Source organism: Ralstonia pickettii (assembly GCF_016466415.2).
In the GTDB taxonomy this organism is placed as follows: Bacteria; Pseudomonadota; Gammaproteobacteria; order Burkholderiales; family Burkholderiaceae; genus Ralstonia; species Ralstonia pickettii.
Map to the genome: position 1 here is coordinate 1427053 of NZ_CP066771.1, position 22106 is coordinate 1449158.

The following is a 22106-nucleotide window of genomic DNA, read 5'->3' on the forward strand; positions in this document are numbered from 1 at the left end:
TCACTCCGCCATCGCCGGCACCACCTCGACGCGTTTCGGCACGCCCGTCACGATGGTCGCGACGGCAATCGCCAGCACCACGGCGGCGCCGATGAACACACCGGCCGCGCCGTTCGCGTCGAACACCACGCCGCCGGCTGCCGCGCCGGTTGCAATCGCGAGCTGCACGGCGGCGACGATCAGGCCGCCCGCGCTTTCGGCTTCGTCGGGCACGGTGCGCGTCACCCATGTCGACCACGCCACCGGCACGCCGCCAAACGCCATGCCCCAGAGTGCGATCAGCACTGCGTCGATGACCGGCGCGCGGCCCAGCGACACAAGTGCGATGCCGAGCACAACCATCAGCGCGGGCATTGCGATCAGCATTGGGCGCAGCCGGTGTTCCAGTACGCGGCCGGCCAACGATGTACCGACGAAGTTGGCAATGCCGTAGCCCAGCAGGATCGCCGACAGCCCGTTCACGCCAACGCCCGCCACCTGCTCCAGGAACGGCCGCAGGTACGTGAAGAACGCAAAGTGGCCGGTGAACACGAGGATCGTCGCGAACATCCCGATGCCGACGCTCGGGCGACGCAGCACGTCGATCAGCGTGCGCAGGCGCGTCGTCCCGCTTGGCGCCATCGATGGCAGCGTGGCGACTTGCGATACGAACGCAATCACCCCCAGTCCCGCTGCGGCCAGGAACACATTGCGCCAGCCGATCAGGTGGCCGAAGTAGCTGCCCAGCGGCGCCGCGGCAATCGTGGCGACGGCCACGCCGCTGAAGATGATCGACAGAGCCCGCGGCACCAACGCCGGTGGCACGAGTCGCATTGCGGTGGCGGTTGCCATGGTCCAGAAGCCGCCCAGTGCAATGCCAAGCACCACACGGCCGATCAGGATCGTCGTGAGGTTGGTTGCAAACGCCACGGCAAGATTGGATGCCACGAGCAGCACCGAGAATGCGAGCAGCACGCGCCGCCGATCGATGGAACGCGTGACGGCGGCGGTCAGCAAGCTGGTGACCAGCGCAACGGTTGCAGTGGCCGTGACGGCCTGTCCTGCCACGCCTTCTGTTACGCCAAGGCTTTCCGCCATGGGCGTCAGCAGGCTTGCTGGCAGGAATTCGGCCGTGACGAGCCCGAACACCCCCAGCGCCATCGCGAAGACAGCGCCCCAGGCGGGTTCACGCGGAGCCGCGACTGAGGCGGCAGTGGAGATTCCGGGATTCATGCGTCGTTCCGTCGAAAACATCAGGAAAAATACCAATAAGGGCGCATGGTAAGGCCCGATAGCCGGACGGTCTATGGCATACACTCCGACCTTGTTGATCGATCGTCCGGATTTTCGACATGCTGACTCCCCTCCCCGACGTGCACGACCTTGTCAGCGAGCTGCTGCTCGGCATGCGGCTGAGCGGCGTCCAGTACCGCCGTATCCACGTGGCGCGGCCCTTTGGGCTGAGCTTTGGCAAGGCGCCGGGGCGCGCGCAGTTTCACTTCGTGGGGCGCGGGCCGGTGCTGCTGCGCGACGCGTCTGGGGCGACGATGCGGCTGGAAGCGGGCGATGCGGTGTTGCTGCCGCAGGGCACCCCGCACGCGTTGCTGTCCGATCCGGATACGCCGTGCCGCGAGATCGCCGGCTTTGAATCCGCGAAGATCTGCGACACGGTGGCGTCGGTTGGCGTCGGGGCGGAAGCGGCCCCGGGCGATGCGCTCATTTTCAGCGCCTGCATGGAGCTGGACCTGGGCGGCATGCAGCCCCTGGTGGGCACGATGCCGGAGTTCATGCATGTCGGCACCCTGCTCGCGCGCTACCCGGAAATCCGCCCGATGCTCGACGCGATGGAGCGCGAATCGTGCTCGGAGCGCGCAGGTTTTGCGGGCATCCTCGCGCGGCTGGCGGACGTGGTGGCCGCCTTCATCGTGCGCGGCTGGGTGGAGTGCGGCTGCGGCGACGCCACGGGCTGGGTGCAGGCGCTGCGCGAGCCGAAACTCGGTCCGGCGATCGTCGCCCTGCATCGTGACCCGGGGCGCAACTGGAGCGTCGCGGAGCTGGCAGCGCAAGCCGGCGTCTCGCGTTCGGTGTTTGCCGAGCGCTTCCTGGCGGCGACCGGAATGACGCCCGTGCGCTATCTGACCGAGCTGCGGATGCGGCTCGCCGCACAATGGATCACGCGTGACCGCGAGGCGATCGAAGCCGTCGCGTACCGGCTCGGCTATGGATCGCTCGCTGCGTTCAGCCGCGCGTTCAAGCGGGTGGTCGGACGGCCGCCGGGGGCCATGCGCGCAGAGGGTGCGGAAGCCGACGCGTGACGGTCAGCGATGACGATAGCGCTGCGCCGCATGCCGAATCTCCTTGCTGAATTCCGCGCAGGCATGCGTCATCAGGTCCGCCGATCGGTAGACCATGTAGACGCTGAAGTCGGGTAATTCGTCTTCCATGGGGAGCACCTCCAGCGCGCCCGAAATCGTACGCAGCGGCCCCAGTGTGTTGGTGAAGACAAAATCCGACCACATGCTCACCAGGTCCGTCTTGGTAGCCAGTTGCAGGCCGAGCAGGTTGGAGCCGCTCTGCACGATCCGGTGCGGGATTTCCAGCCGGTGCAGCCGCATTAGGCTTGCCATCGGGCTGCCAGGGTCATCCAGCGGGTCCAGCACCAGCCAGTCGGCATCCAGGAGCGAGCGCAGCTTGCGCGTGCGCCGTAGCGGATGACCGGGGCGCACCGCCAAGCGCATCGGCACGGAGAATAACGGCTCCCACTGGAAGCTGCTCGTGCCGGGCCCGCTGTTGGTGGAGATCAACCCCAGATCGATGCGGCCTTCGCGCAGACCTTCAAGAATTTGCTGCGAGCGCTGTTCGAAACCGCGCAACGCCACATTGGGAAAGCGCGTGCGGAATGCCGCCATGGCATCCGGTAGCGGGCCGCTGGAGGCGACGGCGGTAAAGCCGATGTTCAGTTCGGCCTCTGCGTGGCCGCGAATGGCTTCGATGTCTTCCAGCGCGTGACGCAGTTCCTGCTCAACCACGCTGGCCCGTTTGACGAGCGCCATCCCATACGCCGTCAGGCTCACGCCGCGCACCGAACGCGACAGCAGCGTGACGCCGAGCTCCCGTTCCAGTTCCGCAATCGTCTTGGACAACGCCGGCTGCGAGATATGCAACCCGCGCGAGGCCTCGTGAATGCTGCCGTGCTGTGCCACGGCAAGCAGGATGCGCAACTGGTGCAGCTTCACCTCGCTCTCCTCCTCGCTCATTGCACACGGTTGGGTGTGCGTGTCGCCTCACGCCTTCACGGGCTTTCCCTGATAGCGGATACATGCCGGTTATGACGGTGATTCTATTTGGTTATCGAGATGAATATTTGCGATTTTTTCAGCGCACGCGTTCCCTGAATACTGCAAGCACCCAAGGCTCAGAGAAGCCCTTTCCAACATCGTGGACGGAGACCCCATGAACGACGCCACCTTGCAGACTACGGCCCTGCCCGCCTCGGCCGTTGCTGCGCCCAAGCCCGCCGGCCAGGCGCGATTGATCGCCGCGTGCTCGATCGGCAATGCGCTGGAGATGTACGACTTCACGGTCTACAGCTTCTTCGCGCTGATGATCGGCAAGCTGTTTTTTCCGTCAGACAGCGCGTACGGCTCGTTGCTGCTCGCGGTGGCGACGTTCGGCATCGGCTTTGTGATGCGGCCGCTGGGCGGTTTCGTCATCGGCAACTACGCAGACCGCCACGGACGCAAGGCCGCAATGACGCTGACAATCGGGCTGATGGTCATCGGCACGCTGTGCCTGGCGGTTGCGCCGACATACGCCACCGCAGGCCTGCTCGGCCCGCTGGTGATCCTTGCCGGCCGATTGCTGCAGGGCTTCTCGCTGGGCGGTGAAATCGGCGCGTCGACGGCGATGCTGATGGAGTCCGGCGGTATCCGCGGGCGCGGTTTTCGCGTGAGCTGGCAGTTGGGCAGCCAGGGCATTGCAGCGCTGTGCGGCGCGCTGACTGCAGCCATTCTGTACGGCAGCCTGTCGCCGGAAGCGCTGCAGAGCTGGGGCTGGCGTGTGCCGTTCTTCCTTGGCCTGCTGATTGCGCCGGTGGGCCTGTATATCCGCTCGCACCTGGATGAAACGCACACCGCCGAGGCGCATGCACCGAGTCCGCTCGGCACCTTGTTCCGAGATCACGGCGGGCTGGTCATCAAGGGCGTGCTCACGATCATCGGCGGGACCGTCGGCACGTATCTGGTCATCTACTTCATGCCGACCTACATGATCCGCGAGCTGCATCTGCCGGCTTCGCTGTCGCTGCTGGCCGGTTGCGTGACGGGGCTGACGAGCTTCGGCGCGTCGCTCCTTTCCGGTTGGCTGGCCGACCGCCTGCCGCGCCGCAAGCCGCTGGTAGTGGGCGCAACGCTGGTCACCGTGGCGGCGCTCTATCCGGCCTTCTGGCTGATGACGCATTACCCGAGCGTGCCGCTGGTGCTGGCACTGTCGGCGTTGCTCACCGGCACGCTGTACCTGGGCACCACGCCCATGCTGCTCATGATGATGGAGCTGCTGCCCATCAAGGTGCGCGCCAGCGGCCTGTCGGTCATCTATGCGATCGGCGTCACGGTGTTTGGCGGCTCGTGCCAGTTTGTTGTGACGTGGCTGCTGGCCCGCACCGGCAATCCGCTCTCCCCTGCCTTTTACATGATGGCGTGCAGCGCCATCACGCTGCTGACCGTGCTGAGCCTGCGCGAAGCGCACGAAACCGATTGACCCCGGATTCCCATCTCCAACCTCCAACCCCGGAGCCCCGACATGACCAAAGCCCCCACGCTCACGCCGTTCCAACTGTTGCCGCATCTCCTGCCGCCCGTCCATATCGATGCAGAAACGTTCGTCAACATCCGCCGTCAGATCCACGCGCAGCCCGAACTCGGTTTCGAGGTGGGCGCCACCAGCACGTTGGTGGCCGATCTGCTCAAGAGTTGGGGTTACGAGGTGCACACGGGCATCGGCAAGAGCGGCGTGGTGGGCCAACTGAAGCTGGGCAACGGCACGCGCCGCCTTGGCATTCGGGCGGACATGGACGCCCTGCCCATTGTTGAAGCGACCGGCCTGCCCTACGCCAGCCGCAACCGCGGCAAGATGCATGCGTGCGGCCACGACGGGCACACCGCCATCCTGCTCGCCGCAGCCAAGGCGCTGGCCGAGAGCCGCGATTTTGATGGCACGCTGAATCTCATCTTCCAGCCCGATGAAGAAAACCTGTGCGGTGCGCGCGCCATGATCGAAGACGGCCTCTTCGAACGCTTCCCCTGCGATGCCGTCTATGCCTTGCACAACATGCCGGGCGTGCCGGCCGGCAGCTTCCGCGTGCTGCCGGGACCGGTGAGCCTGTCCTCCGACGTGGCCGACGTCACCATCAAGGGCATGGGCGGACACGGTGCGATGCCGCATCGCGCGCGTGATCCGATTGCCGCGTCGGCCGCCATCATCACCGCGTTGCAAACCGTGGTCGCACGCAATGTCGCGCCTGACGACACGGCGGTGGTGTCGGTCGGTTTCATTCGCGGCGGTGCAACGCACAACGTGATTCCCGAATCGGTGACGATCGGCCTGAATGTGCGCGCAGCGCGACCGGAAACGCGTGCGCTGGTGGAAATGCGCATTCGCGAGATTGTCAGCCTCACCGCACAGGCCCATGGCGTCCAGGCGCAGATCGACTATCGTCAATTGACGCCGCCCATGGTCAATACCGAGGCCGAGACGCAACTGGCGCAGCGGGTCTGTACCGAACTGGTAGGCGCGGCCAACGTCGTCACCCAGGCGCCCAAGGGGCTCAACGGCAGCGAAGACTTTGCCTGGATGCTCAATGAAGTGCCGGGCTGCTACCTGATCCTCGGCAATGGCGAAGGCGAATTCGGCGGCTGCATGGTGCACAACCCCGGCTACGACTTCAACGACCAGGTGTTGCCGTTGGGCGCAGCCGCCTGGGTGCGTCTGGCGCAAACCTACCTGAGCGCCGCGTGAAGTGAACTTCGAGTCAAGCAATGCAAGCGAATCCGAGCCAAGCTGCAACACCTGCGGCCGCCAACGAAGAGATCGTCCAATGGAGCGCGATCGAACTGTCCCGGCGTATCCACGCGCGCGATGTGTCGTGCGTGGAAGTCATGGAAGCGTTCCTTGCACAGATCGATCGTCATAACCCGACGGTGAACGCCGTCGTGGCCCGCATCGATGCCGAATCGGCCATCGACCAGGCACGCGAGCGGGATGTGCTGCTGTCGCAAGGTTTGTCCGGCGGCTGGATGCATGGCTTTCCGCAAGCGCCCAAGGATCTTGCGGCCACCGCAGGCATGGTGACGGCGATGGGCAGCCTCGCCATGGCGCGCAATGTGCCGACGCATGACAGCATCGTCGTCGAGCGCATTCGCCGGCAAGGCACGGTGCTGATCGGCAAGACGAATACGCCTGAGTTCGGGCTCGGCTCGCACACCTACAACCGCGTGTACGGCACTACGCGCAACGCCTGGAACCCCGAGCGCTCGGCCGGCGGCAGCAGCGGTGGCACGGCCGCCGCGCTGGCGCTGAACATGCTGCCCGTGGCCGACGGCAGCGACATGATGGGCTCTCTGCGCAACCCCGCCGCCTGGAACAACATCTACGGCCTGCGTCCGAGCCTCGGTCGTGTGCCTTACGGCCCCACCGGCGACGTGTTCTTCCAGCAGCTGGGTACCGAAGGCCCGATGGCGCGCAATCCGCAAGACCTCGCCTGGTTGCTCGCCACGCAGGCCGGCTACGACCCGCGTGCGCCGCTGTCGCTGAGTGATGATCCGGCGTGCTTCATGCAGCCGCTGCACCGTGACTTCCGGCAGGCCCGCATTGGCTGGTTGGGCGATTTCGGGGGCTACCTTGCCATCGACGCCGAAGTGTTGGCCGTCAACGAGCATGCGCTCGACACGTTCGACACGCTGGGCTGCCATGTCGAGACCGTGCGGCCTTTCTTCGCCATGGATGCGCTGTGGGAATGCTGGTGCACGCTGCGCGCGCTGAGTGTGTCCGGCAACCTCGGGCTGCTGTACGCCAACGCCGCCACGCGCGATTTGCTCAAGCCCGAAGCGATCTGGGAAATCGAGCACGGACGCAGCCGCACCGCCATCGACATCAACCGTGCCATCGCCACACGGGCAAGCTGGTACCAGGCGCTGCTGCGGCAGTTTGCGCACTACGATTTCCTCGTCCTGCCTTGCACGCAGGTTGCGCCCTTCCCCGCCGAAGAGCACTGGCCCAAGGCCGTAGCAGGCCGCGCGATGGACACATACCACCGCTGGATGGAAGTCGTGATTGGCGCCACGCTGGCGGGCGTGCCGGCCGCGAGCCTGCCGTCGGGCTTGACCGCTGATGGCCTGCCGCTGGGCCTGCAGGTGATTGCGCCGCCCCGGTCGGAGTTTGCGTTGCTGCAGCTTGCGGCCGCGTGGCACGAAGCGTTCGCGCCGGCACGTGCCGCGTCGCCGCTATTGGGCTGAGCGATGCACACGTGCCGTGTTTTCCCGGCACGCGCATAGCCAATCCCACACCGCGCGCACGGCAGCGTCTTCAAGCCGCGCAGATGGCGCCACGGCCCAGAACGCATAGCGCTGAATGACCGGCGCTGCGAAAGGCTGGACGAGCGTGCCCGCCTCCAGCGCATCGCGCACCAGCGGCAGGTTCGCCAGGATCACGCCTTGCCCGGCCATGGCCGCCGACATGGCGTGCCCGTCGTCGGAGAGCACGATGCCCGTGTCCGTCTTGAGCATGTGGTCGATACCGGCGGCGCGTGCCCACATCGGCCAGCCGATCGCCTGCGGCAGCGTGCGCTGCCATCCGGAGTGGATGAGCGGCACGCGCGTCAGATCGTCGTGCGACCGCACGTTCAGGCCAGGGTGGCAGACGGGCGCATAGGCGTCGCCAAAGAGATGTTCGGTGATGAGGCCGCCCCCCGTGGCGCGCGTATCGCCATAGCGCACGGCAAGGTCTGCGCTGCCGCCATGCGGGTCGACCACGGTGTCGGACGCATGAATGCGCAGATCCACCTCCGGATGCTGCGTCGCAAATTCACCAAGCCGCGGCACCAGCCAGCGCGCAGCAAGCCCCATCGGCGCCGTGAGCGTCACGCGCTGACGCCCCGGTTGTGCCTGCGTGCCGCGAATGGCATCGATGGCCTGCGCAAACGCATCAAAGCCGGTGTTGAGCACCGGATACAGCTGCTCGCCGGCATGAACAAGCGCCTCGTCATCCTCAGCGCACGCGGCGATTTCGGTTACGGCCCCGGCCAGCGCATTGCCCACCTGAACCACGTCGAGGCCGGCGTCGCCACGGCATTCAGCTACATCGGCATCACCGATGTGGCATCCGTCGCCATCGAATACGACGAGTTTGCCGACAAGCGGTTACGCGCGTCCATCGCATCGGCGGAAAACGAGGTCGATGCACTGGTCGCGCGGATGGCCGCCGCCGTGGAAGCGGCCTAGTCGATCAGCCGGCCATCCGGCTCGAAGAACGGATGGGGGCCATCGAATTGCCCCACGTAGGCGAGGTGGCTCACCAGGCCCTGGCCCGGCACCCATGCGTGCACCTTGTAGGCGGGTGGCTCCATGACGAAGCCGGGCGCCGCGTTCGGGTCGAGATCCAGCGCCACCTGATGCGCCGGCGACGGGCAAGTCGACGCCACCGTCCCGGCAAACCGCACGTCAATGGAGCGATGCAGATGGCCGCAGATGATGCGCTCGACGTTGCCGGCGGCACGCACGATCTGCGCGAAGGCCGGGATGTCTTCGGGGGCGAGCGATTGCACGTCCATGTGGCCGATGCCCGTGGCAAACGGCGGGTGATGCATGGCGATGACGGTCGGGCGCTGCGTTTCGCGTGCCAGCGCTTCGGCCAGCCAATCCAGGCACTGCACGCCCAGGCGGCCGCCCGGATGGCCGGAGTCCAGCGTGTCGATCACGATCAGGCGAACGTCGCCAATGTCGGTCCAGTACTGCAAAGCGTGCGTGTCTTGCGCATCGGCCGGAATGGGTGCGAGCCAATCGGCAAAGGCTTCGCGTGCGGCATCACGGCCATCGTGGTTGCCGAGCACCGGCAGCATGCGGATGCCTGCCGCATCGAGCGGCGCCAGCACCGCACGCAGGTGGGCGTATTCCTCGGGCGCGCCGGCGTCGACCAGATCGCCGGTCAGTACGATAGCGTCTGGTTTCTCGGGCTGTGCCAGGATATGTGCCACGCAGCGTGACAAATAGGCCGCCGAATCTACGCGCCGATAAGCCAGTTGCCCCGGCCGCTTGATATGAAGATCGGTCAGTTGCAGGAAGTGCATCGGCATCAGGCTTGCAAGGTCAAGAGGCGGTCTACCGGGATATCGAAGCCGACCGCATGGCCCAGCGCAAACTGCTGGCGGCCGGGCACATCAATAAACAGCGGCGTGGCTGACACGCCCGCCACGCGCACGCGGGTGCGGAAGCCGAGAAACAACGCCGACTCGACCGTGCCCTTCAGCGCCGCCTGGGCCGGGTCGGCCAGCACGGCATCTTCGGGGCGGAAGAAGATGGCATTGCCGTCGCCGGCCGGCACGGGTACGCGGCCGCCCGCGCAGACGAATGCGCCATCCTCGCGCGTGCCGTCAAGCCGGTTCATGATGCCGATGAAGTCCGCCACGTGCCGGTTGGCCGGCTGGAAGTAGATCTCGCGCGGCGTGCCGATCTGCGCAATGCGGCCGGCTTCCATGACGACGATGCGATCGGCCAGCGCCATCGCCTCTTCCTGATCGTGCGTCACGTAGATCGTCGTGATGCCCAGACCGCGCAGCAGGCGGTCCATCTCGGCGCGCACGGATTCGCGCAGCTTGGCGTCGAGCGCCGTAAGCGGTTCGTCGAGCAGCAGCACGCGCGGCTCGGGCGCCAGCGCGCGCGCCAGGGCCACGCGTTGGCGCTGCCCGCCCGAAAGCTGGGCCACACCGCGATCCGCATACGGCGTGAGGTGCATCATCTCCAGCAGCGTGTTAGCCCGGGCGCTGATCTGCGTGTCGGACAAACCGTTCTGCCGGCGCTGGATGCGCAGGCCGTATTCGACGTTGCCGCGCACGCTCAGGTTCGGGAACAGCGCGTAGCTCTGAAACACCATGCCGACGCGGCGGCGCTCGATCGGGCGCGCGGTGACGTCTTCGTCGCCAAAGTGCACGGTGCCGCCGGCATCCGGCGCTTCCAGGCCCGCGACGATGCGCAGCGTGGTGGTCTTGCCGCAGCCCGAGGGGCCGAGCAGCACGACGGTCTCGCCGGCGGCGATGTCGAGGTCCATGGACTCCAGCACGCGTTGGCCGCCGAAGTGTTTTCCGCAGCCACGCAGCCGGATCGGCACGGGCGCGAGATGTAGAGGTTCGGTACTCATCGGGAAGCCTTTCCGTTGTTCACCCGCAGGCCGCCAAAGCGCTGCATCAGCACCAGCAGGGGCACGATCATGACGAAGAAGATCAGCGTGTAGGCGCTGGCAATCTCCAGGCGCATCGACGCATAGGTATCGGCCAGGCCGACCGGCAGGGTTTTGGTTTCGGGCGTGTGCAGCATCCATGTGAGGTTGAATTCGCCCACCGAGAGCGTCACCACCGTCAGCGCGCCGGCCAGGACGCCGGGCTGCACGTTGGGCAGCACAATCGTGCGAAAACGCTGCCAGAACGACGCGCCCAGGCTGGCGGCGCCCTCTTCCAGCGTCTTCAGGTTCTGGCCTGCCGCCACGGCGGCAACCGAGCGCACCATGAACGGCAGGGTGAACACCACGTGCCCGACGACGATGAACCACAGGCTCTCGCGAAAGCCACCAAAGCCGCCGTACGCCACGATCAACCCCAACGCCGTCGCCAGGCCCGGCAGCGCCACGGGCAGCGTCAGGAATTCTTCGATCAGGCGGCTCGCACGGCTCTGGCGGCGCGCCAGCACATACCCCGCAGGCACACCGGCCGCGAGCACGATCACCAGCGTGCACAGCGCCACCAGCAGCGACATCCAGATCGACGCGTGATACATCTCCCAGACTTGGGCGACCCAATCCAGCGTCCAACCGCTCTTGAAGCCGCGGATGTAGTTGCGCGTCAGGCCCACGGCCATCGACAGCACGACGGGCACGATCAGGAACAGGCACAGCAGCAGCGTGATGAGCCACTGCGAAAGAGAAAGCACGCGTTTCATGCTGCGGCCCCACTTGGGCTACCACTCGCGGTGCGCGCAATCGCCAGCACCAGCCACGTCACCACGCCCAGCACCACCGACAGCGCTGCCGCCATCGCAATGCCCGCGTTGAGCGTGAACTCGGTATAGATCGTCATCGGCAACACGTCGATGTCGGTGGCGAGCGTGAAGGCGGTGCCGAATGCGCCCATCGACGTGGCAAAACAGATCGCCCCCGAGGCGATCAGCGCAGGCGCCAGCCCTGGCACCAGCACATCGCGCGTCACCTGCCACGATGATGCGCCCAGCGAGCGCGCCGCTTCTTCCAGTGAACGATCGAGCTTTTCCGCCGCCGCCATCACCGTCAGCACCACGCGCGGAATCGAGAAATACAGGTAGCCGAGAAACAACCCGCCGATGGAATAGGCGAACACCCATTTCTCACCGATGAGCTTGTGCGTGACGTCGCCCAGCAGTCCCTGGCGCCCCGCCAGCAGGATCACCATGAAGCCGACCACCACGCCGGGAAACGCCAGCGGAAACGTCAGCATGGCGGTAATCATCCGCTTGCCCGGCACGTTGCGACGCACTAGAAACAGCCCGGCGATGGTCGAGAGGACAAGCGTCGCCAGCGTGACCGCCGCCGACAGCACCACCGTCGAGAACAGGCTGCCCAGATAGCGCGACGTGGTGAGCGCCGCCGTGTACGTGGCAATCACGCCCTCGCTGCCGCTGACTCGCAGCAGCGCGGCCATCGGCAGCAGCCAGAACGCGCAGAACAGCGCAACGGCCGGTGCCAGCAACGCCACCCGCCACCGTGCGGGCAGTACCGCATCGTCGGGCAAGGTGTTTCGGGTGACGGTGCTCATGCTCAGCGGACCTCGTTCAGGTAGCGCGTGCCAAATGCCTGCTGGCCGGCCGCCATCTTGTTGAAGTCGACCGTCTTGGCGCGGGCGTATTCGCTGGCCGGCAGGAAGCGCGACGCGGCCTCCTTGCTCATGGCGCTGGCGCGCACCGGGCGCAGGTAGGCGTTGGCCCACAGCGTCTGGCCTTCGTCCGACAGGACAAAATCCAGCACCTTCTTGGCGTTGTCGGCATGCGGTGCACCGGCCGTCAGGCTCATCACGTACGGCACGGCAATCGTGCCTTCCTGCGGGATCACGAATTCCACGTTCGCGTGATCCTTGTACTTGGCGCGGTAGGCGTTGAAGTCGTAGTCGAGCAGGATGGGGATTTCGCCGGCCACCACGCGCGCGTAAGCGGTTTGCTTCGGCACGATCGGCGCGTTCTTCTTCAACTGCTTGAACCATTCGACGGCGGGGCTGAAGTCGTCAAGCGTGCCGCCCAGGGCCTGGTTGACCGCCACGGCGCCCACGTAGCCGACGAAGGCGCTGCTCGGGTCGAGGTAGCCGACCATGCCCTTGTATTCGGGCTTGAGCAGATCTTTCCAGGAACGCGGCACGGGCTTGCCTTCCAGTGCGTCCTTGTTGACGAAGAAGCCCAGCGTGCCGGAGTGGATCGAGAAGAACGCGCCGTCCGGGTCTTTCATGCCGGCCGGAATGTCTTCCCAGTGCTTGGGCTTGTAGTTGGCGACCAGGCCCTTTTCCTTGGCCTGATACGCAGACGTGATGCCCAGGTAGGCCACGTCGGCCACGGGGTGCGATTTCTCGGCCAGCATCTGCGCGATGGCCTGGCCGGAGTTCTTGTTGTCGAACGGCACGGTAATGCCGGTCTTGTCCTTGATGGCCTTGATCTGGCTGGCCCAGTCGGCCCATTCGGGCGGGCAGTTGTAGCAGATGGCGACTTGCTGGCCGGCCGGCTGTGCCTGCACTGGCGCAGCCACGGCGAATGCGCCGGCAGCCACGAGGCCGCACGCGCGCAGCCATTGAACGAGACGTTTCATCGAGACGCTCCTTGCGTATCAGACGTGAGGGAAGAAACAACGGAGAGGGACGCTTCCGCTGGCGCACGGGCCAGCGTGCCGCCCGCCAGCAGGCGGTGCGGCAACGTAATCGAGGGCACCACCTCGCCGGCGATGCGGCGGGCCAGCGCCGTGGCCGCGTCGGTGCCGATCCGGCGGTGCGGCTGCGCCACGGTGGCCAGCGTCGGCGAAAGCCACTGCCCCATCGCCAGGCCATCGAAGCCGACCACGCTGACGTCTTCGGGCACGCGCAGACCCATCTCGCGCAGCGAGCGGATGGTGAGCAGCGCAAGACGGTCGTTGCTGCAGAAAATGGCGGTCGGACGCGGCGGCGCCAGCAGGCGGGCCAGTTCGGCCGGCAGCATGGCATCGGCGTTGAAATCAATTTCGACGGGCGGCTGCGGCGCAATGCCGGCCGCTTCCAGCGCTTCGCGGTAGCCGTTGTGGCGCAAGGCCGCACGGTCAGACGCTGTCAGCGTGCCCGTCAGCATGCGGATCTGGCGGTGGCCCTGCGCGAGCAACGCGCGAATGGCGTCGCGTGCGGCGGCGCGGTTGTCGACGGTCACGCAGCAGCGGGCGGGAATGCGCGCCTGGCCGACCGTGTCGTTGTAGACCAGCACGTAGGGCACGTGCTCGGCGTCCAGGCGATCGAGGTGCGGGTTGGCAGCGGCATCGCCCACGGTCAGGATCAGGCCGTCGACGCGTTGCTCGAGCATGGTCTCGATGGCGCGGGCTTCACGCTCGCGGTCGTAGGCCGTCGTCATGAGCATGACGCGCTGGCCTGTGATGGACGCCGCTTCCTCGATGCCCTGCATGCATTCGGCAAAGACGGGGTTGGCCAGCGACGGCAGCACCACGCCCAGCAAGCCTGTGCGTTCGGCGCGCAACTGACGGCCCAGCGCATTGGGGCGATAGTGCAGCGCATCCATGGCCGCCTGCACACGGGCCAGCGTCGACGCACTCACCCGCTCCGGCGTGTTGACCGCCCGCGACACCGTGGCAATCGAAATGCCGGCATGCGTCGCGACATCCTTGATGCTGCTGCCCACTGTGCGCCCCTTCGATTTGTAAACGTTTACATCCTAGGTGGGCGGAGTGACTGTTTCATGACAATCCATGCTGCGCCGCAGCCATCGTCGCAACGCAGCATCGCCAGTGTTGTGCATGGCAAAGTTACAAAGCTCGCATATGCTTCTTACGAACATCGGCAAGCGACGTGCGCCAATGCGTGCGCAGCGGCATGGCCCAGTTGCTGCTGTCCTGTTCTCGCTGCCTGCTTTGGAGACACCATGCGTGTATCGCCCGTATTCGATGTGCCGACCACCGGCCTGCCCGCCTTGATGCAACACTACGGCGTGGTCCGGGCACAGTCCCTGGCCCTGGCCGCGCCGCTATCCGACGCCGATGCCACCGTTCAGTCCATGGACGATGCCAGCCCAGCCAAATGGCACCTGGCCCATACCACCTGGTTTTTCGAGGAATTCATCCTGGGCCCCAACGTGCCGGGCTATCGCTCGCCGGATGCACGCTACCGCTACCTCTTCAATTCATACTACGAAACGGTGGGTGCACGGCACCCCCGCCCGCGCCGCGGCATGCTCACCCGCCCCACCCTCGATGAGGTGCGCGCCTATCGCGCCCATGTCGATGCAGCCATGCAGCGCCTGCTGGCCGACGGTGTATGCGATGACCTTGCCCGCCTGGTGACGCTCGGCCTGCACCACGAGCAGCAGCATCAGGAGTTGCTGTTGACCGATCTCCTCCACCTGTTCGCGCAGAATCCGCTCTGTCCGGCGTATGCCGAAACGCTCCCACCACGCGTGCATGCGGCGCCCGCGCAACCTGGCTGGGTCAGCTTCCAGGGCGGCGCCGTGCAGATCGGCAAAACCGAGACAGGAGCCGACACCGATTTCATGTTCGACTGCGAGGGGCCACGCCACACGGTCTGGCTGGAGCCCTACGCATTGGCCACGCACCCAGTCACCAACCGTGAATGGCTCGCCTTTATGCAGGATGGTGGTTATCGGCAGCCAACGCTGTGGCTGTCCGACGGCTGGGCATGGGTTCAGCGGGAGGGCATTGACGCCCCGCTCTACTGGCGGGCGGGCATGGACGAGGCCGAAGGTTGGCAGCAGATGTCGCTGCACGGCCTGCAGCCGGTCGATCTGGATGCGCCGGTCAACCACATCAGCTTTTACGAGTCCGATGCCTACGCCCGCTGGGCCGGCGCTCGCCTTCCGACGGAAGCCGAATGGGAGCACGCCGCAGAAGGCCAGCCCGTGCAAGGAAACTTCGCCGGGCGGGGCGCGCTACGTCCGTTGCCCGACCATGGCATCGCCGAGGCCGGCAGCCTGCGTCAATTGTTCGGTGATGTGTGGGAATGGACTGCCAGCCCTTATGGGCCGTATCCGGGCTTCGAGCCCGCCGAAGGCGCCGTGGGCGAATACAACGGCAAGTTCATGTGCAGCCAGATGGTGCTGCGCGGCGGATCGTGCGTGTCGCCCGAGGGGCATCTGCGGGCGACGTACCGCAACTTCTTCTATCCGCACCAACGGTGGCAGTTCACCGGAGTGCGGCTGGCGCGACGCGCTTGACGCCCGTCACGCCCAGTAGCAGGGCCAATTGCCCTGCCATGCAGACCGCGTTCAGCGGTTGCTGTCAAACAGCATGTTGGTGGGCGTACCGATCGTATCTCGACCGGCCGGGCTAGGTGCTCCGGCGTCGCGTTTAGCGGGCGGCATCGGCGTCGGCACATCCGGCGCTGCGGCCTTAACAGGCGGGGAGACTGCGGCTGCAGGGACCGGCGCCGAAGCAGGCTTGCCGGACTGCTCCGCCAACTTGCGCCGGCGCGATTCCAGTCCCGCAGCAATCTCATCCTGGTGATACCGCTTAGCGAAATCGATCACGTCCATCTTCTGCTGATTGCGCAGGTTCATGTCGGCGCCCTCGTCCAGCAGCAGCTTGACGGTCGTGATGTGACCGCCCATGGCCGCCATCATCAGCGGCGTGGTCGCGTTGGGGCTTTCGGCATCAATATAGGCCGCGTGGTCGAGCAGGTATTTGACGATGTCGTCATACCCGTTGGTGGCGGCGTAATGCAGCGCGGTCCAACCGGTCTTGTTGACCTCCACGTCGTACGTTTCCACCATCAGCTTCACCATGGGCAGCAGGCCCTGGTACGCGGCCATCATCAGCGCGTTTTCACCTGCGGCATTGGTGCGCTCGAAATCGATGTTCTTGGCGCGAATGAGCGCCTCGGCCACCTCGATGTTCTTCTCCTTCAGCGCATCCACCAGCAGCGGCGTGCCGTCGCGGGTCTTCAGGTTGGGGTCGACGCCCTGCGCGACATACTTCTGCACCAGCGCCGGGCGGTTGTATTCGACGGCGTTGCGCAGATCGTCCTGCGGCGTGGCGAGTGCGACACCCGACAGCGCCATCGTCAAAGCACCAGCGAGGGCGATCTTGTTCAGTGCTGGCTTCAAGTTATCGCGGTATCGCATTGAATAGATTGAAGAAGTTATCGGTGGTAGCGCCGGCAATCCGCTCCAGCGGTTCGCCGCGCAGCGTCGCCAGGAATTCGCCAACGTGGCGCACATACGCCGGCTCGTTCGTCTTGCCGCGGAACGGCACCGGCGCCAGGTACGGAGAGTCGGTCTCGATCAGCATGCGGTCCAGCGGCACCTTCTTGGCGGTTTCCTGCAGGTCCACGGCATTCTTGAACGTCACGATGCCGGAGAACGAGATATAGAAACCGAGGTCCAGCGCGGCCTTGGCCACCTCCCAGGTCTCTGTAAAGCAGTGCATGACACCGCGTGCGGCCTCGGCGCCTTCCTCGCGCATGATCGCCAGCGTGTCGTCAGCCGACGAGCGCGTGTGGATCACCAGCGGCTTGCCGGTCTGCTTCGACGCGCGGATGTGTGTACGAAAGCGATCGCGCTGCCACTCCATGTCGGCCACGGTGCGGTCGCCCAGGCGGTAGTAGTCGAGCCCGGTTTCACCGATGCCGACCACGCGCGGATGATCGGCCAGCGTCAGCAGGCGCTCGAGCGTGGGCTCTTCAATGGACCGGCCTTCTTCAACGTCCGCCTCTGCATCGGGATGCACGCCCACAGTGGCGTACACGTTCGGCTCCTGCTCGGCGATCTCGAGCACGCTCGGAAAATCCTCCAGCGTGACGGAAATGCAGAGTGCGTGCGTGACGCGGTTCTCCCGCATGCGCGTCAGCAGCTCAGGCAGGCGCGCGCGCAAGTCGGGGAAATTGATGTGGCAGTGGGAATCGACAAACATCGAATAATCAGAAAGTTACGGCGCAAACTTCGTGCGCCGTATCAGGAAAAAATCACAGTGTTTGGGTGGGGCGCTGCGAATTGATCTGCTTGCCCAGCACCTCTTCGATCACACGGCGCAGCACGCGGCACTGCTCATCTTCGCCAAGGTGCACGCCAATGCCCGGCGTCTTGGCCGGCGTGCCCACCGGCGTGATCCAGGCTACCTTGCCGGCCACCTGATACTTCTGCGGGCGGTCCAGCAGCGAGAGCACCAGGAAGACTTCCTCGCCAATCCGGTAAGGGCGCTGTGTCGGCACAAAGATGCCGCCGTTCTTCAGGAATGGCATGTAGGCGGCGTGCAGGCCGGCTTCATCCTTGATGGCCAGCGAGACGATGCCCGGGCGGGTCGGTGCACCTGAAGCCGTGCCGGGTGCAGCGGGGGTACCAGGGGTGACGGGAGTGCCGGGCGTACGAAGAGGTGCAGTGCTCACAGGGTGTCCACTCAGTGCAAACGTTCAGGTGCAGGTTCGGATTCAGGCAGCGGGAAACAACTGCCGGTAATCCATCAACAGGCTTTCGATGACGAGCCGCGCGGCAAGCGGATGCTGCTCGGAGCGGCGCCGCTGGGGCAAGGCACGCGCAAAACGTTCCAGGCGGTCCAGCGGGATGGTATTCGCGCAACGTTGCAGCGCATCGCGTTGCGCCGGGAAATAACGCGGACGTCCGGCAACTCGCGCCGCCATCAGGTCAAAGACCCACCGGTGCATGGTACTGAGAACGGCAGGCACCGACAATTTCTGTAAATGATCTGCCGTGGCGAGTGCGTCCAGCTTTGCGCCCTGGCCCAATTGTTCGAGCAGGAATTGCAGCAGCGGGCGGTCTTCGGACTCGGCGGCGGCCAGCGCGGCCAACGGCGCATTGCCGAACTCGGCCAGCAGGTTTTGCGCGTGCGGCACGCCTTGCTGCTCCAGCCACTGGCGCGCCGCCTCGGGCTGGGGCTGCTGCAGCGGAAACTGCCTGCAGCGCGACAGGATGGTCGGCAGGATACGGTCGATACGATCCGTCACCAGCAGGAAGACGGTGTTCTGCGGCGGCTCTTCCAGCGTCTTGAGCAACGCGTTGGCACCTTCGGTCTGCAACGCGTCGAGCGGATACAGCACCACCACCCGCAACCCGGCCCGGTGCGTGCCGACCCCCACGCCTTCGATCAGGTTACGGACCTGCTCCATGCGGATGATCTTGCTGGGCGCCTTCTTTTTGCCGTCGGCGTCCTTCTCCGTCTCGGGCGCGTCTTCCATCGCTTCAGGGCGCACGAGGTGGAAGTCCGGATGGTTGCCCTGCGCAAACCAGTTGCAGGCCGCGCACGTGCCGCACGGCTGGCCGTCGGGTGCAGGCGTATCGCACAACAGGCTTTGCGCGAAATGCATGGCGAAATCGCGCTTGCCGGTGCCGGCCTGGCCGTTGAGCAGAATCGCGTGCGGCAACTTGGCCCGCATCGCTTGCAGACGGGACCAGTCAGCGGATTGCCAAGGATAAAGCATCATGAATCAATGGGTTGCGTCAGATTGTTGATGCAGAAACTTGCCGTGAAACCATTATTTCCGTATCTGAAATTGCCCGCAAAATCAGAGCGTTGCAAGCAGATTCTCTAAGTCTTTCTGGATATCGGCGCGCTCGCGATTGGCGTTGAGCACGACAAATCGATCCGGTTCGGCGGCTGCGCGGCGCAGGTATTCGGCACGCGTGCGCAGGAAGAACTGCGCGGACTCGGCTTCGAACTTGTCGGGCGTGCGGGCATCGGCCAGGCGTGCGGCGGCAATCTCGGGGGCCAGGTCGAACAGGATGGTCTTGGTCGGCTGGAGGCCCTGCTGCACCCAGCGCTCAAGCACTTCCAGCCGGTCGATTGCCAAGCCCCTGCCCCCGCCCTGATAGGCGAACGTGGCATCGGTGAAGCGGTCGGAAATGACCCAATCGCCGGCGTCCAGGGCCGGCTGAATCACTTCGGCAATGTGCTCGCGCCGGCCGGCAAACATCAGCAGCGCTTCGGTTTCCAGATGCATGCGCTCGTGCAGCAGCACTTCGCGCAGGCGCTCGCCCAGCGGGGTGCCGCCCGGCTCCCGGGTGACGACGACCTTTTTGCCCAGAGGCGCGAGCTTCGCTTGCAATTGCTGCGCGAACCACGCCAGGTGCGTGCTCTTGCCTGCCCCGTCGATCCCTTCGAATGTGATGAACTTGCCGGTCATGGTTGGCCGCGCTGATATTTGTTGACGGCCCGGTTGTGGTCCGTCAGGTTGGTCGAAAACTGGCTGCTGCCGTCGCCGCGCGCCACGAAATACAGTGCGTCGGACGATGCCGGGTTCAACGCCGCCTGCAGCGACGCCATCCCCGGCAGCGCGATGGGCGTGGGTGGCAGACCGGTGCGCGTGTAGGTGTTGTACGGCGTGTCCGTTTGCAGATCCCGCTTGCGCAAATTGCCGTCAAAGCCGGCACCCAGGCCGTAGATGACCGTCGGGTCGGTCTGCAGCAGCATGTTCTTGCGCAGGCGGTTGACGAACACGGCGGCAATCATCGGCCGCTCCAGCTTCTGGCCGGTTTCCTTCTCGATGATCGAGGCCATGGTCAGCGCTTCGTACGGCGTCTTGTAGGGCAGATCCACCGAGCGCTTCGCCCAGGCGTCGTTCAGGCGCTTCTGCATCGCCTGGTAGGCGTGGCGATACAGCTCCACATCGCTGCTGCCCCGTGCAAAAAGGTAGGTATCGGGAAAAAACAGACCTTCCGGGTTGGCTTCGGGCGCGCCGATCTTGCGCATCAGGTCTGCATCCGACAGGCCCGCCGTGTCGTGCTTGAGCGCAGGCTCTGCGTCAACCACCGCCCGCATCTGCCGCATCGACCATCCCTCGATGACGGTGACGACGTAATGCGTGACCTCGCCACGGGCCATCTTGTCGAGGATGGACATGGGCGTCGCGCCGGTCTCCAACGCGTAGCCGCCGGCTTTCAGGCTTTTGGCGTTGCCTGTCGCGCGCGCCACCAGCGAGAACAACTGCGGCTGTACGCCCACACCGGCATTGGCAAGCTGCTTGCCGACGGAGACCACGCTCGAGTTCGGCTTGATCACCACCTCCAGCGGCGACGCCGCCAGGCTCACCGGTTGCTGGGCCCACCACACCACGCCGCCTGCCGCCGCCAGCACAATCAGGATGGCCAGCAGGACCAAGCGTTTGAGAAAAGAGAGCATTCTGTTGCGAATCTGTGTGAGGAACCGGCCGACACCGGCGATTTCCGCACTCTTGAAATGGATAGACAGGGCACAAGCTGCCCTTCAGACAGCCCAATATAATACCGGGTCAATCTCAGGCCGCCCCGCACCATGAATGATGTCTTCCACGATTTTGTCGATACGCTGAGCTTTCCTCCGCTCGACGTGCAATTTGATGCCGCCACGCGCGGCAGCGTGCTGTGTGCGCCGACCGATCTGGCGCGCATCGCTGTCGAAGGCGCCGATGCCGCCGAGTTCCTCCATAACCAACTCACCAACGCCGTGACCGGCCTGGGCCTGAACCAGGCGCGACTGGCGGGCTATTGCTCGCCCAAGGGACGGCTGCTTGCCACCCTGCTGGTATGGCGCCAGGCCGATACGATCGTGCTGCAGACAGACAAGCTGATCGCGCCCGCGTTGACCAAGCGCCTGTCGATGTTCGTGCTGCGCGCCAAGGCCAAGCTGCGCCCGATGGACGAGTTCATCGCCATCGGCGTCGCCGGGCCTGACGCGGCGGAAGCGCTGCGCGAGGCTGGTGCCGTGCTGCCTGAACCCGATACCGTCAACGCGGTGGCGCAGCAGCCTGCCACGGTCGGCCAGCAATTCGGCGCCGTCGTCCGCCTGCCGGATGCCGGCGGCCGCCAGCGCTATCAATGGATGGTGCATGCCGAGCACTTCCAGGACGCCTGGAAGACGCTGTCGTCGCGGCTGTCGCTGGTCGGCACCGAGGTGTGGGATTGGCTGAGCCTGCAGGCAGGTGTGCCGCACATCACCCTGCCCACACAGGAGCAGTTCGTCCCGCAGATGGTGAACCTGGAACTGCTGGGCGGCGTCGATTTCCGCAAGGGTTGTTACCCGGGGCAGGAAATCGTGGCACGCAGCCAGTATCGCGGCACGCTCAAGCGGCGCATGCAGCGCGCGCACGTCAATGCCCCCACGTCGGCCGGCGCCGAGGTCTACAGCGCAGCCGATCCGAACCAACCGTGCGGCATGGTGGTCAATGCAGCCATGGCGCCGGATGGCGGGACCGATCTGCTCGTCGAGTTGAAGCTGGACGCCCTCGACACCGTCATCCACCTGGCCACGCCGGACGGCCCGATGCTGACGCTGCAAGAACTGCCGTACGTCATTCCCGCTTCAGAAAACGCCTGATACCGCCCCCACCATGGCCGACCACCTGTTCGTCTACTTCCGCATCGCCGAGCGTGACGCTGCCACTGCCCTGCCGCGCTGGCAGCGTTGGCTCGATACCGTGGAAGAGGCGACCGGCGTGGCCGGCGCGTTGATGCGCCGGCCCGAAACGCGCGACGGCCAGGCCACATGGATGGAGTCCTACGACGACGTCCCGCCTGCGTTTGCGACCACGCTGGCGGCCCTGTGGGAAACCGGCGGCCCGCGTGAATTCGTCGCGGGTGAACGCCATGCAGAGCTGTTTGTCGATCTGGAAAACAGCTGACGGCGTCCTGCCGCAATCGGCATCGCAAAAATCCGGCAGGCTG

23 protein-coding genes are annotated in these 22106 nt (G+C 65.6%); 8 read left to right on the top strand and 15 right to left on the bottom strand.

What is annotated here, in order from left to right:
• Positions 1 to 1212 (bottom strand): MFS transporter, encoded by a 1212-nt coding sequence (locus RP6297_RS06795; protein ID WP_009238146.1) that lies wholly within the window; start codon positions 1210 to 1212, stop codon positions 1 to 3.
• Between the two features lie 119 nt (positions 1213 to 1331).
• Here RP6297_RS06795 and RP6297_RS06800 point away from each other — a divergent pair, with 119 nt between their 5' ends.
• A complete protein-coding gene (locus RP6297_RS06800; RefSeq protein ID WP_009238145.1) occupies positions 1332 to 2294 on the top strand; it encodes an AraC family transcriptional regulator in 963 nt (320 codons plus the stop codon).
• Positions 2295 to 2297: 3 nt separating this feature from the next.
• Here RP6297_RS06800 and RP6297_RS06805 read toward each other — a convergent pair whose 3' ends face one another.
• Entirely contained in the window at positions 2298 to 3215 is a 918-nt protein-coding gene (locus RP6297_RS06805; protein WP_009277514.1) for a LysR family transcriptional regulator, read from the bottom strand.
• 217 nt (positions 3216 to 3432) lie between these two features.
• Between RP6297_RS06805 and RP6297_RS06810 the strand changes: the two genes are divergently transcribed.
• From RP6297_RS06810 to RP6297_RS06820, 3 genes are read left to right on the top strand one after another with little or no spacing between them, the layout of a single operon-like run.
• Entirely contained in the window at positions 3433 to 4737 is a 1305-nt protein-coding gene (locus RP6297_RS06810; RefSeq protein ID WP_009238143.1) for an MFS transporter, read from the top strand.
• 42 nt (positions 4738 to 4779) lie between these two features.
• Positions 4780 to 5994: a M20 aminoacylase family protein gene (locus RP6297_RS06815; protein ID WP_009238142.1), complete on the top strand. Its 1215-nt coding sequence runs from the start codon at positions 4780 to 4782 to the stop codon at positions 5992 to 5994.
• A gap of 20 nt (positions 5995 to 6014) precedes the next feature.
• Complete coding sequence (locus RP6297_RS06820; RefSeq protein ID WP_009238141.1) at positions 6015 to 7490, top strand: amidase; 1476 nt, start codon at positions 6015 to 6017, stop codon at positions 7488 to 7490.
• Here the strand turns inward: RP6297_RS06820 and RP6297_RS06825 are convergent.
• A complete protein-coding gene (locus tag RP6297_RS06825; protein ID WP_009238140.1) occupies positions 7479 to 8198 on the bottom strand; it encodes a LysR substrate-binding domain-containing protein in 720 nt (239 codons plus the stop codon). The genes RP6297_RS06820 and RP6297_RS06825 overlap by 12 nt on opposite strands.
• Before the next feature lie 21 nt (positions 8199 to 8219).
• On the opposite strand from RP6297_RS06825, the gene RP6297_RS06830 reads away from it, so the two are divergent.
• Positions 8220 to 8474 (top strand): NAD(P)H-dependent oxidoreductase, encoded by a 255-nt coding sequence (locus RP6297_RS06830; RefSeq protein ID WP_009238139.1) that lies wholly within the window; start codon positions 8220 to 8222, stop codon positions 8472 to 8474.
• On the opposite strand, the gene RP6297_RS06835 is transcribed toward RP6297_RS06830, so the two are convergent.
• Genes RP6297_RS06835 through RP6297_RS06860 form a run of 6 tightly spaced genes read right to left on the bottom strand, consistent with a single transcriptional unit; the run spans position 8471 to position 14129 of the window.
• The gene (locus RP6297_RS06835) at positions 8471 to 9319 is read right to left on the bottom strand and encodes a phosphodiesterase (protein WP_050775648.1); all 849 of its coding nucleotides are present in this window, start codon (positions 9317 to 9319) and stop codon (positions 8471 to 8473) included. The two genes, RP6297_RS06830 and RP6297_RS06835, sit on opposite strands and share 4 nt — an antisense overlap.
• A gap of 5 nt (positions 9320 to 9324) precedes the next feature.
• Positions 9325 to 10386: an ABC transporter ATP-binding protein gene (locus RP6297_RS06840; RefSeq protein WP_009238137.1), complete on the bottom strand. Its 1062-nt coding sequence runs from the start codon at positions 10384 to 10386 to the stop codon at positions 9325 to 9327.
• Positions 10383 to 11180: an ABC transporter permease gene (locus RP6297_RS06845; protein ID WP_009238136.1), complete on the bottom strand. Its 798-nt coding sequence runs from the start codon at positions 11178 to 11180 to the stop codon at positions 10383 to 10385. Before RP6297_RS06845 ends, RP6297_RS06840 begins: the two co-directional genes overlap by 4 nt.
• Positions 11177 to 12028 carry an ABC transporter permease gene (locus RP6297_RS06850; RefSeq protein ID WP_009238135.1) on the bottom strand — a complete coding sequence of 284 codons (852 nt, stop codon included), beginning with the start codon at positions 12026 to 12028 and terminating at the stop codon, positions 11177 to 11179. Before RP6297_RS06850 ends, RP6297_RS06845 begins: the two co-directional genes overlap by 4 nt.
• A gap of 2 nt (positions 12029 to 12030) precedes the next feature.
• Positions 12031 to 13062, bottom strand: coding sequence for an ABC transporter substrate-binding protein (locus RP6297_RS06855; RefSeq protein ID WP_009238134.1), 1032 nt, complete (start codon positions 13060 to 13062; stop codon positions 12031 to 12033).
• Positions 13059 to 14129 carry a LacI family DNA-binding transcriptional regulator gene (locus RP6297_RS06860; RefSeq protein ID WP_009238133.1) on the bottom strand — a complete coding sequence of 357 codons (1071 nt, stop codon included), beginning with the start codon at positions 14127 to 14129 and terminating at the stop codon, positions 13059 to 13061. The genes RP6297_RS06855 and RP6297_RS06860 overlap by 4 nt, the downstream gene beginning before the upstream one ends.
• 240 nt (positions 14130 to 14369) lie before the next feature.
• Here RP6297_RS06860 and egtB point away from each other — a divergent pair, with 240 nt between their 5' ends.
• Positions 14370 to 15674 carry an ergothioneine biosynthesis protein EgtB gene (gene egtB, locus RP6297_RS06865; protein ID WP_009238132.1) on the top strand — a complete coding sequence of 435 codons (1305 nt, stop codon included), beginning with the start codon at positions 14370 to 14372 and terminating at the stop codon, positions 15672 to 15674.
• 51 nt (positions 15675 to 15725) lie between these two features.
• Here egtB and RP6297_RS06870 read toward each other — a convergent pair whose 3' ends face one another.
• The 6 genes from RP6297_RS06870 to mltG all read right to left on the bottom strand — a co-directional run bounded on the left by RP6297_RS06870 (position 15726) and on the right by mltG (position 20586).
• The gene (locus RP6297_RS06870; RefSeq protein WP_009238131.1) at positions 15726 to 16580 is read right to left on the bottom strand and encodes an ankyrin repeat domain-containing protein; all 855 of its coding nucleotides are present in this window, start codon (positions 16578 to 16580) and stop codon (positions 15726 to 15728) included.
• Positions 16564 to 17367, bottom strand: a complete 804-nt coding sequence (locus tag RP6297_RS06875) for a TatD family hydrolase (RefSeq protein ID WP_009238130.1) — start codon at positions 17365 to 17367, stop codon at positions 16564 to 16566. Before RP6297_RS06875 ends, RP6297_RS06870 begins: the two co-directional genes overlap by 17 nt.
• Positions 17368 to 17419: 52 nt before the next feature.
• Positions 17420 to 17839, bottom strand: a complete 420-nt coding sequence (locus tag RP6297_RS06880) for a PilZ domain-containing protein (protein WP_004626896.1) — start codon at positions 17837 to 17839, stop codon at positions 17420 to 17422.
• A 42-nt stretch (positions 17840 to 17881) separates the two neighbouring features.
• Positions 17882 to 18892, bottom strand: a complete 1011-nt coding sequence (locus tag RP6297_RS06885) for a DNA polymerase III subunit delta' (protein ID WP_009238129.1) — start codon at positions 18890 to 18892, stop codon at positions 17882 to 17884.
• Between the two features lie 81 nt (positions 18893 to 18973).
• On the bottom strand, positions 18974 to 19591 hold the full coding sequence (gene tmk, locus RP6297_RS06890; RefSeq protein ID WP_009238128.1) for a dTMP kinase: 618 nt from the start codon (positions 19589 to 19591) through the stop codon (positions 18974 to 18976).
• Complete coding sequence (mltG, locus tag RP6297_RS06895; protein ID WP_009238127.1) at positions 19588 to 20586, bottom strand: endolytic transglycosylase MltG; 999 nt, start codon at positions 20584 to 20586, stop codon at positions 19588 to 19590. Before mltG ends, tmk begins: the two co-directional genes overlap by 4 nt.
• A gap of 132 nt (positions 20587 to 20718) precedes the next feature.
• Here mltG and ygfZ point away from each other — a divergent pair, with 132 nt between their 5' ends.
• Both ygfZ and RP6297_RS06905 read left to right on the top strand, forming a co-directional pair.
• Positions 20719 to 21759, top strand: coding sequence for a CAF17-like 4Fe-4S cluster assembly/insertion protein YgfZ (gene ygfZ, locus RP6297_RS06900; RefSeq protein WP_009238126.1), 1041 nt, complete (start codon positions 20719 to 20721; stop codon positions 21757 to 21759).
• A gap of 13 nt (positions 21760 to 21772) precedes the next feature.
• On the top strand, positions 21773 to 22063 hold the full coding sequence (locus tag RP6297_RS06905; RefSeq protein ID WP_009238125.1) for a DUF4936 family protein: 291 nt from the start codon (positions 21773 to 21775) through the stop codon (positions 22061 to 22063).
• The last annotated feature ends 43 nt before the right edge of the window (positions 22064 to 22106 follow it).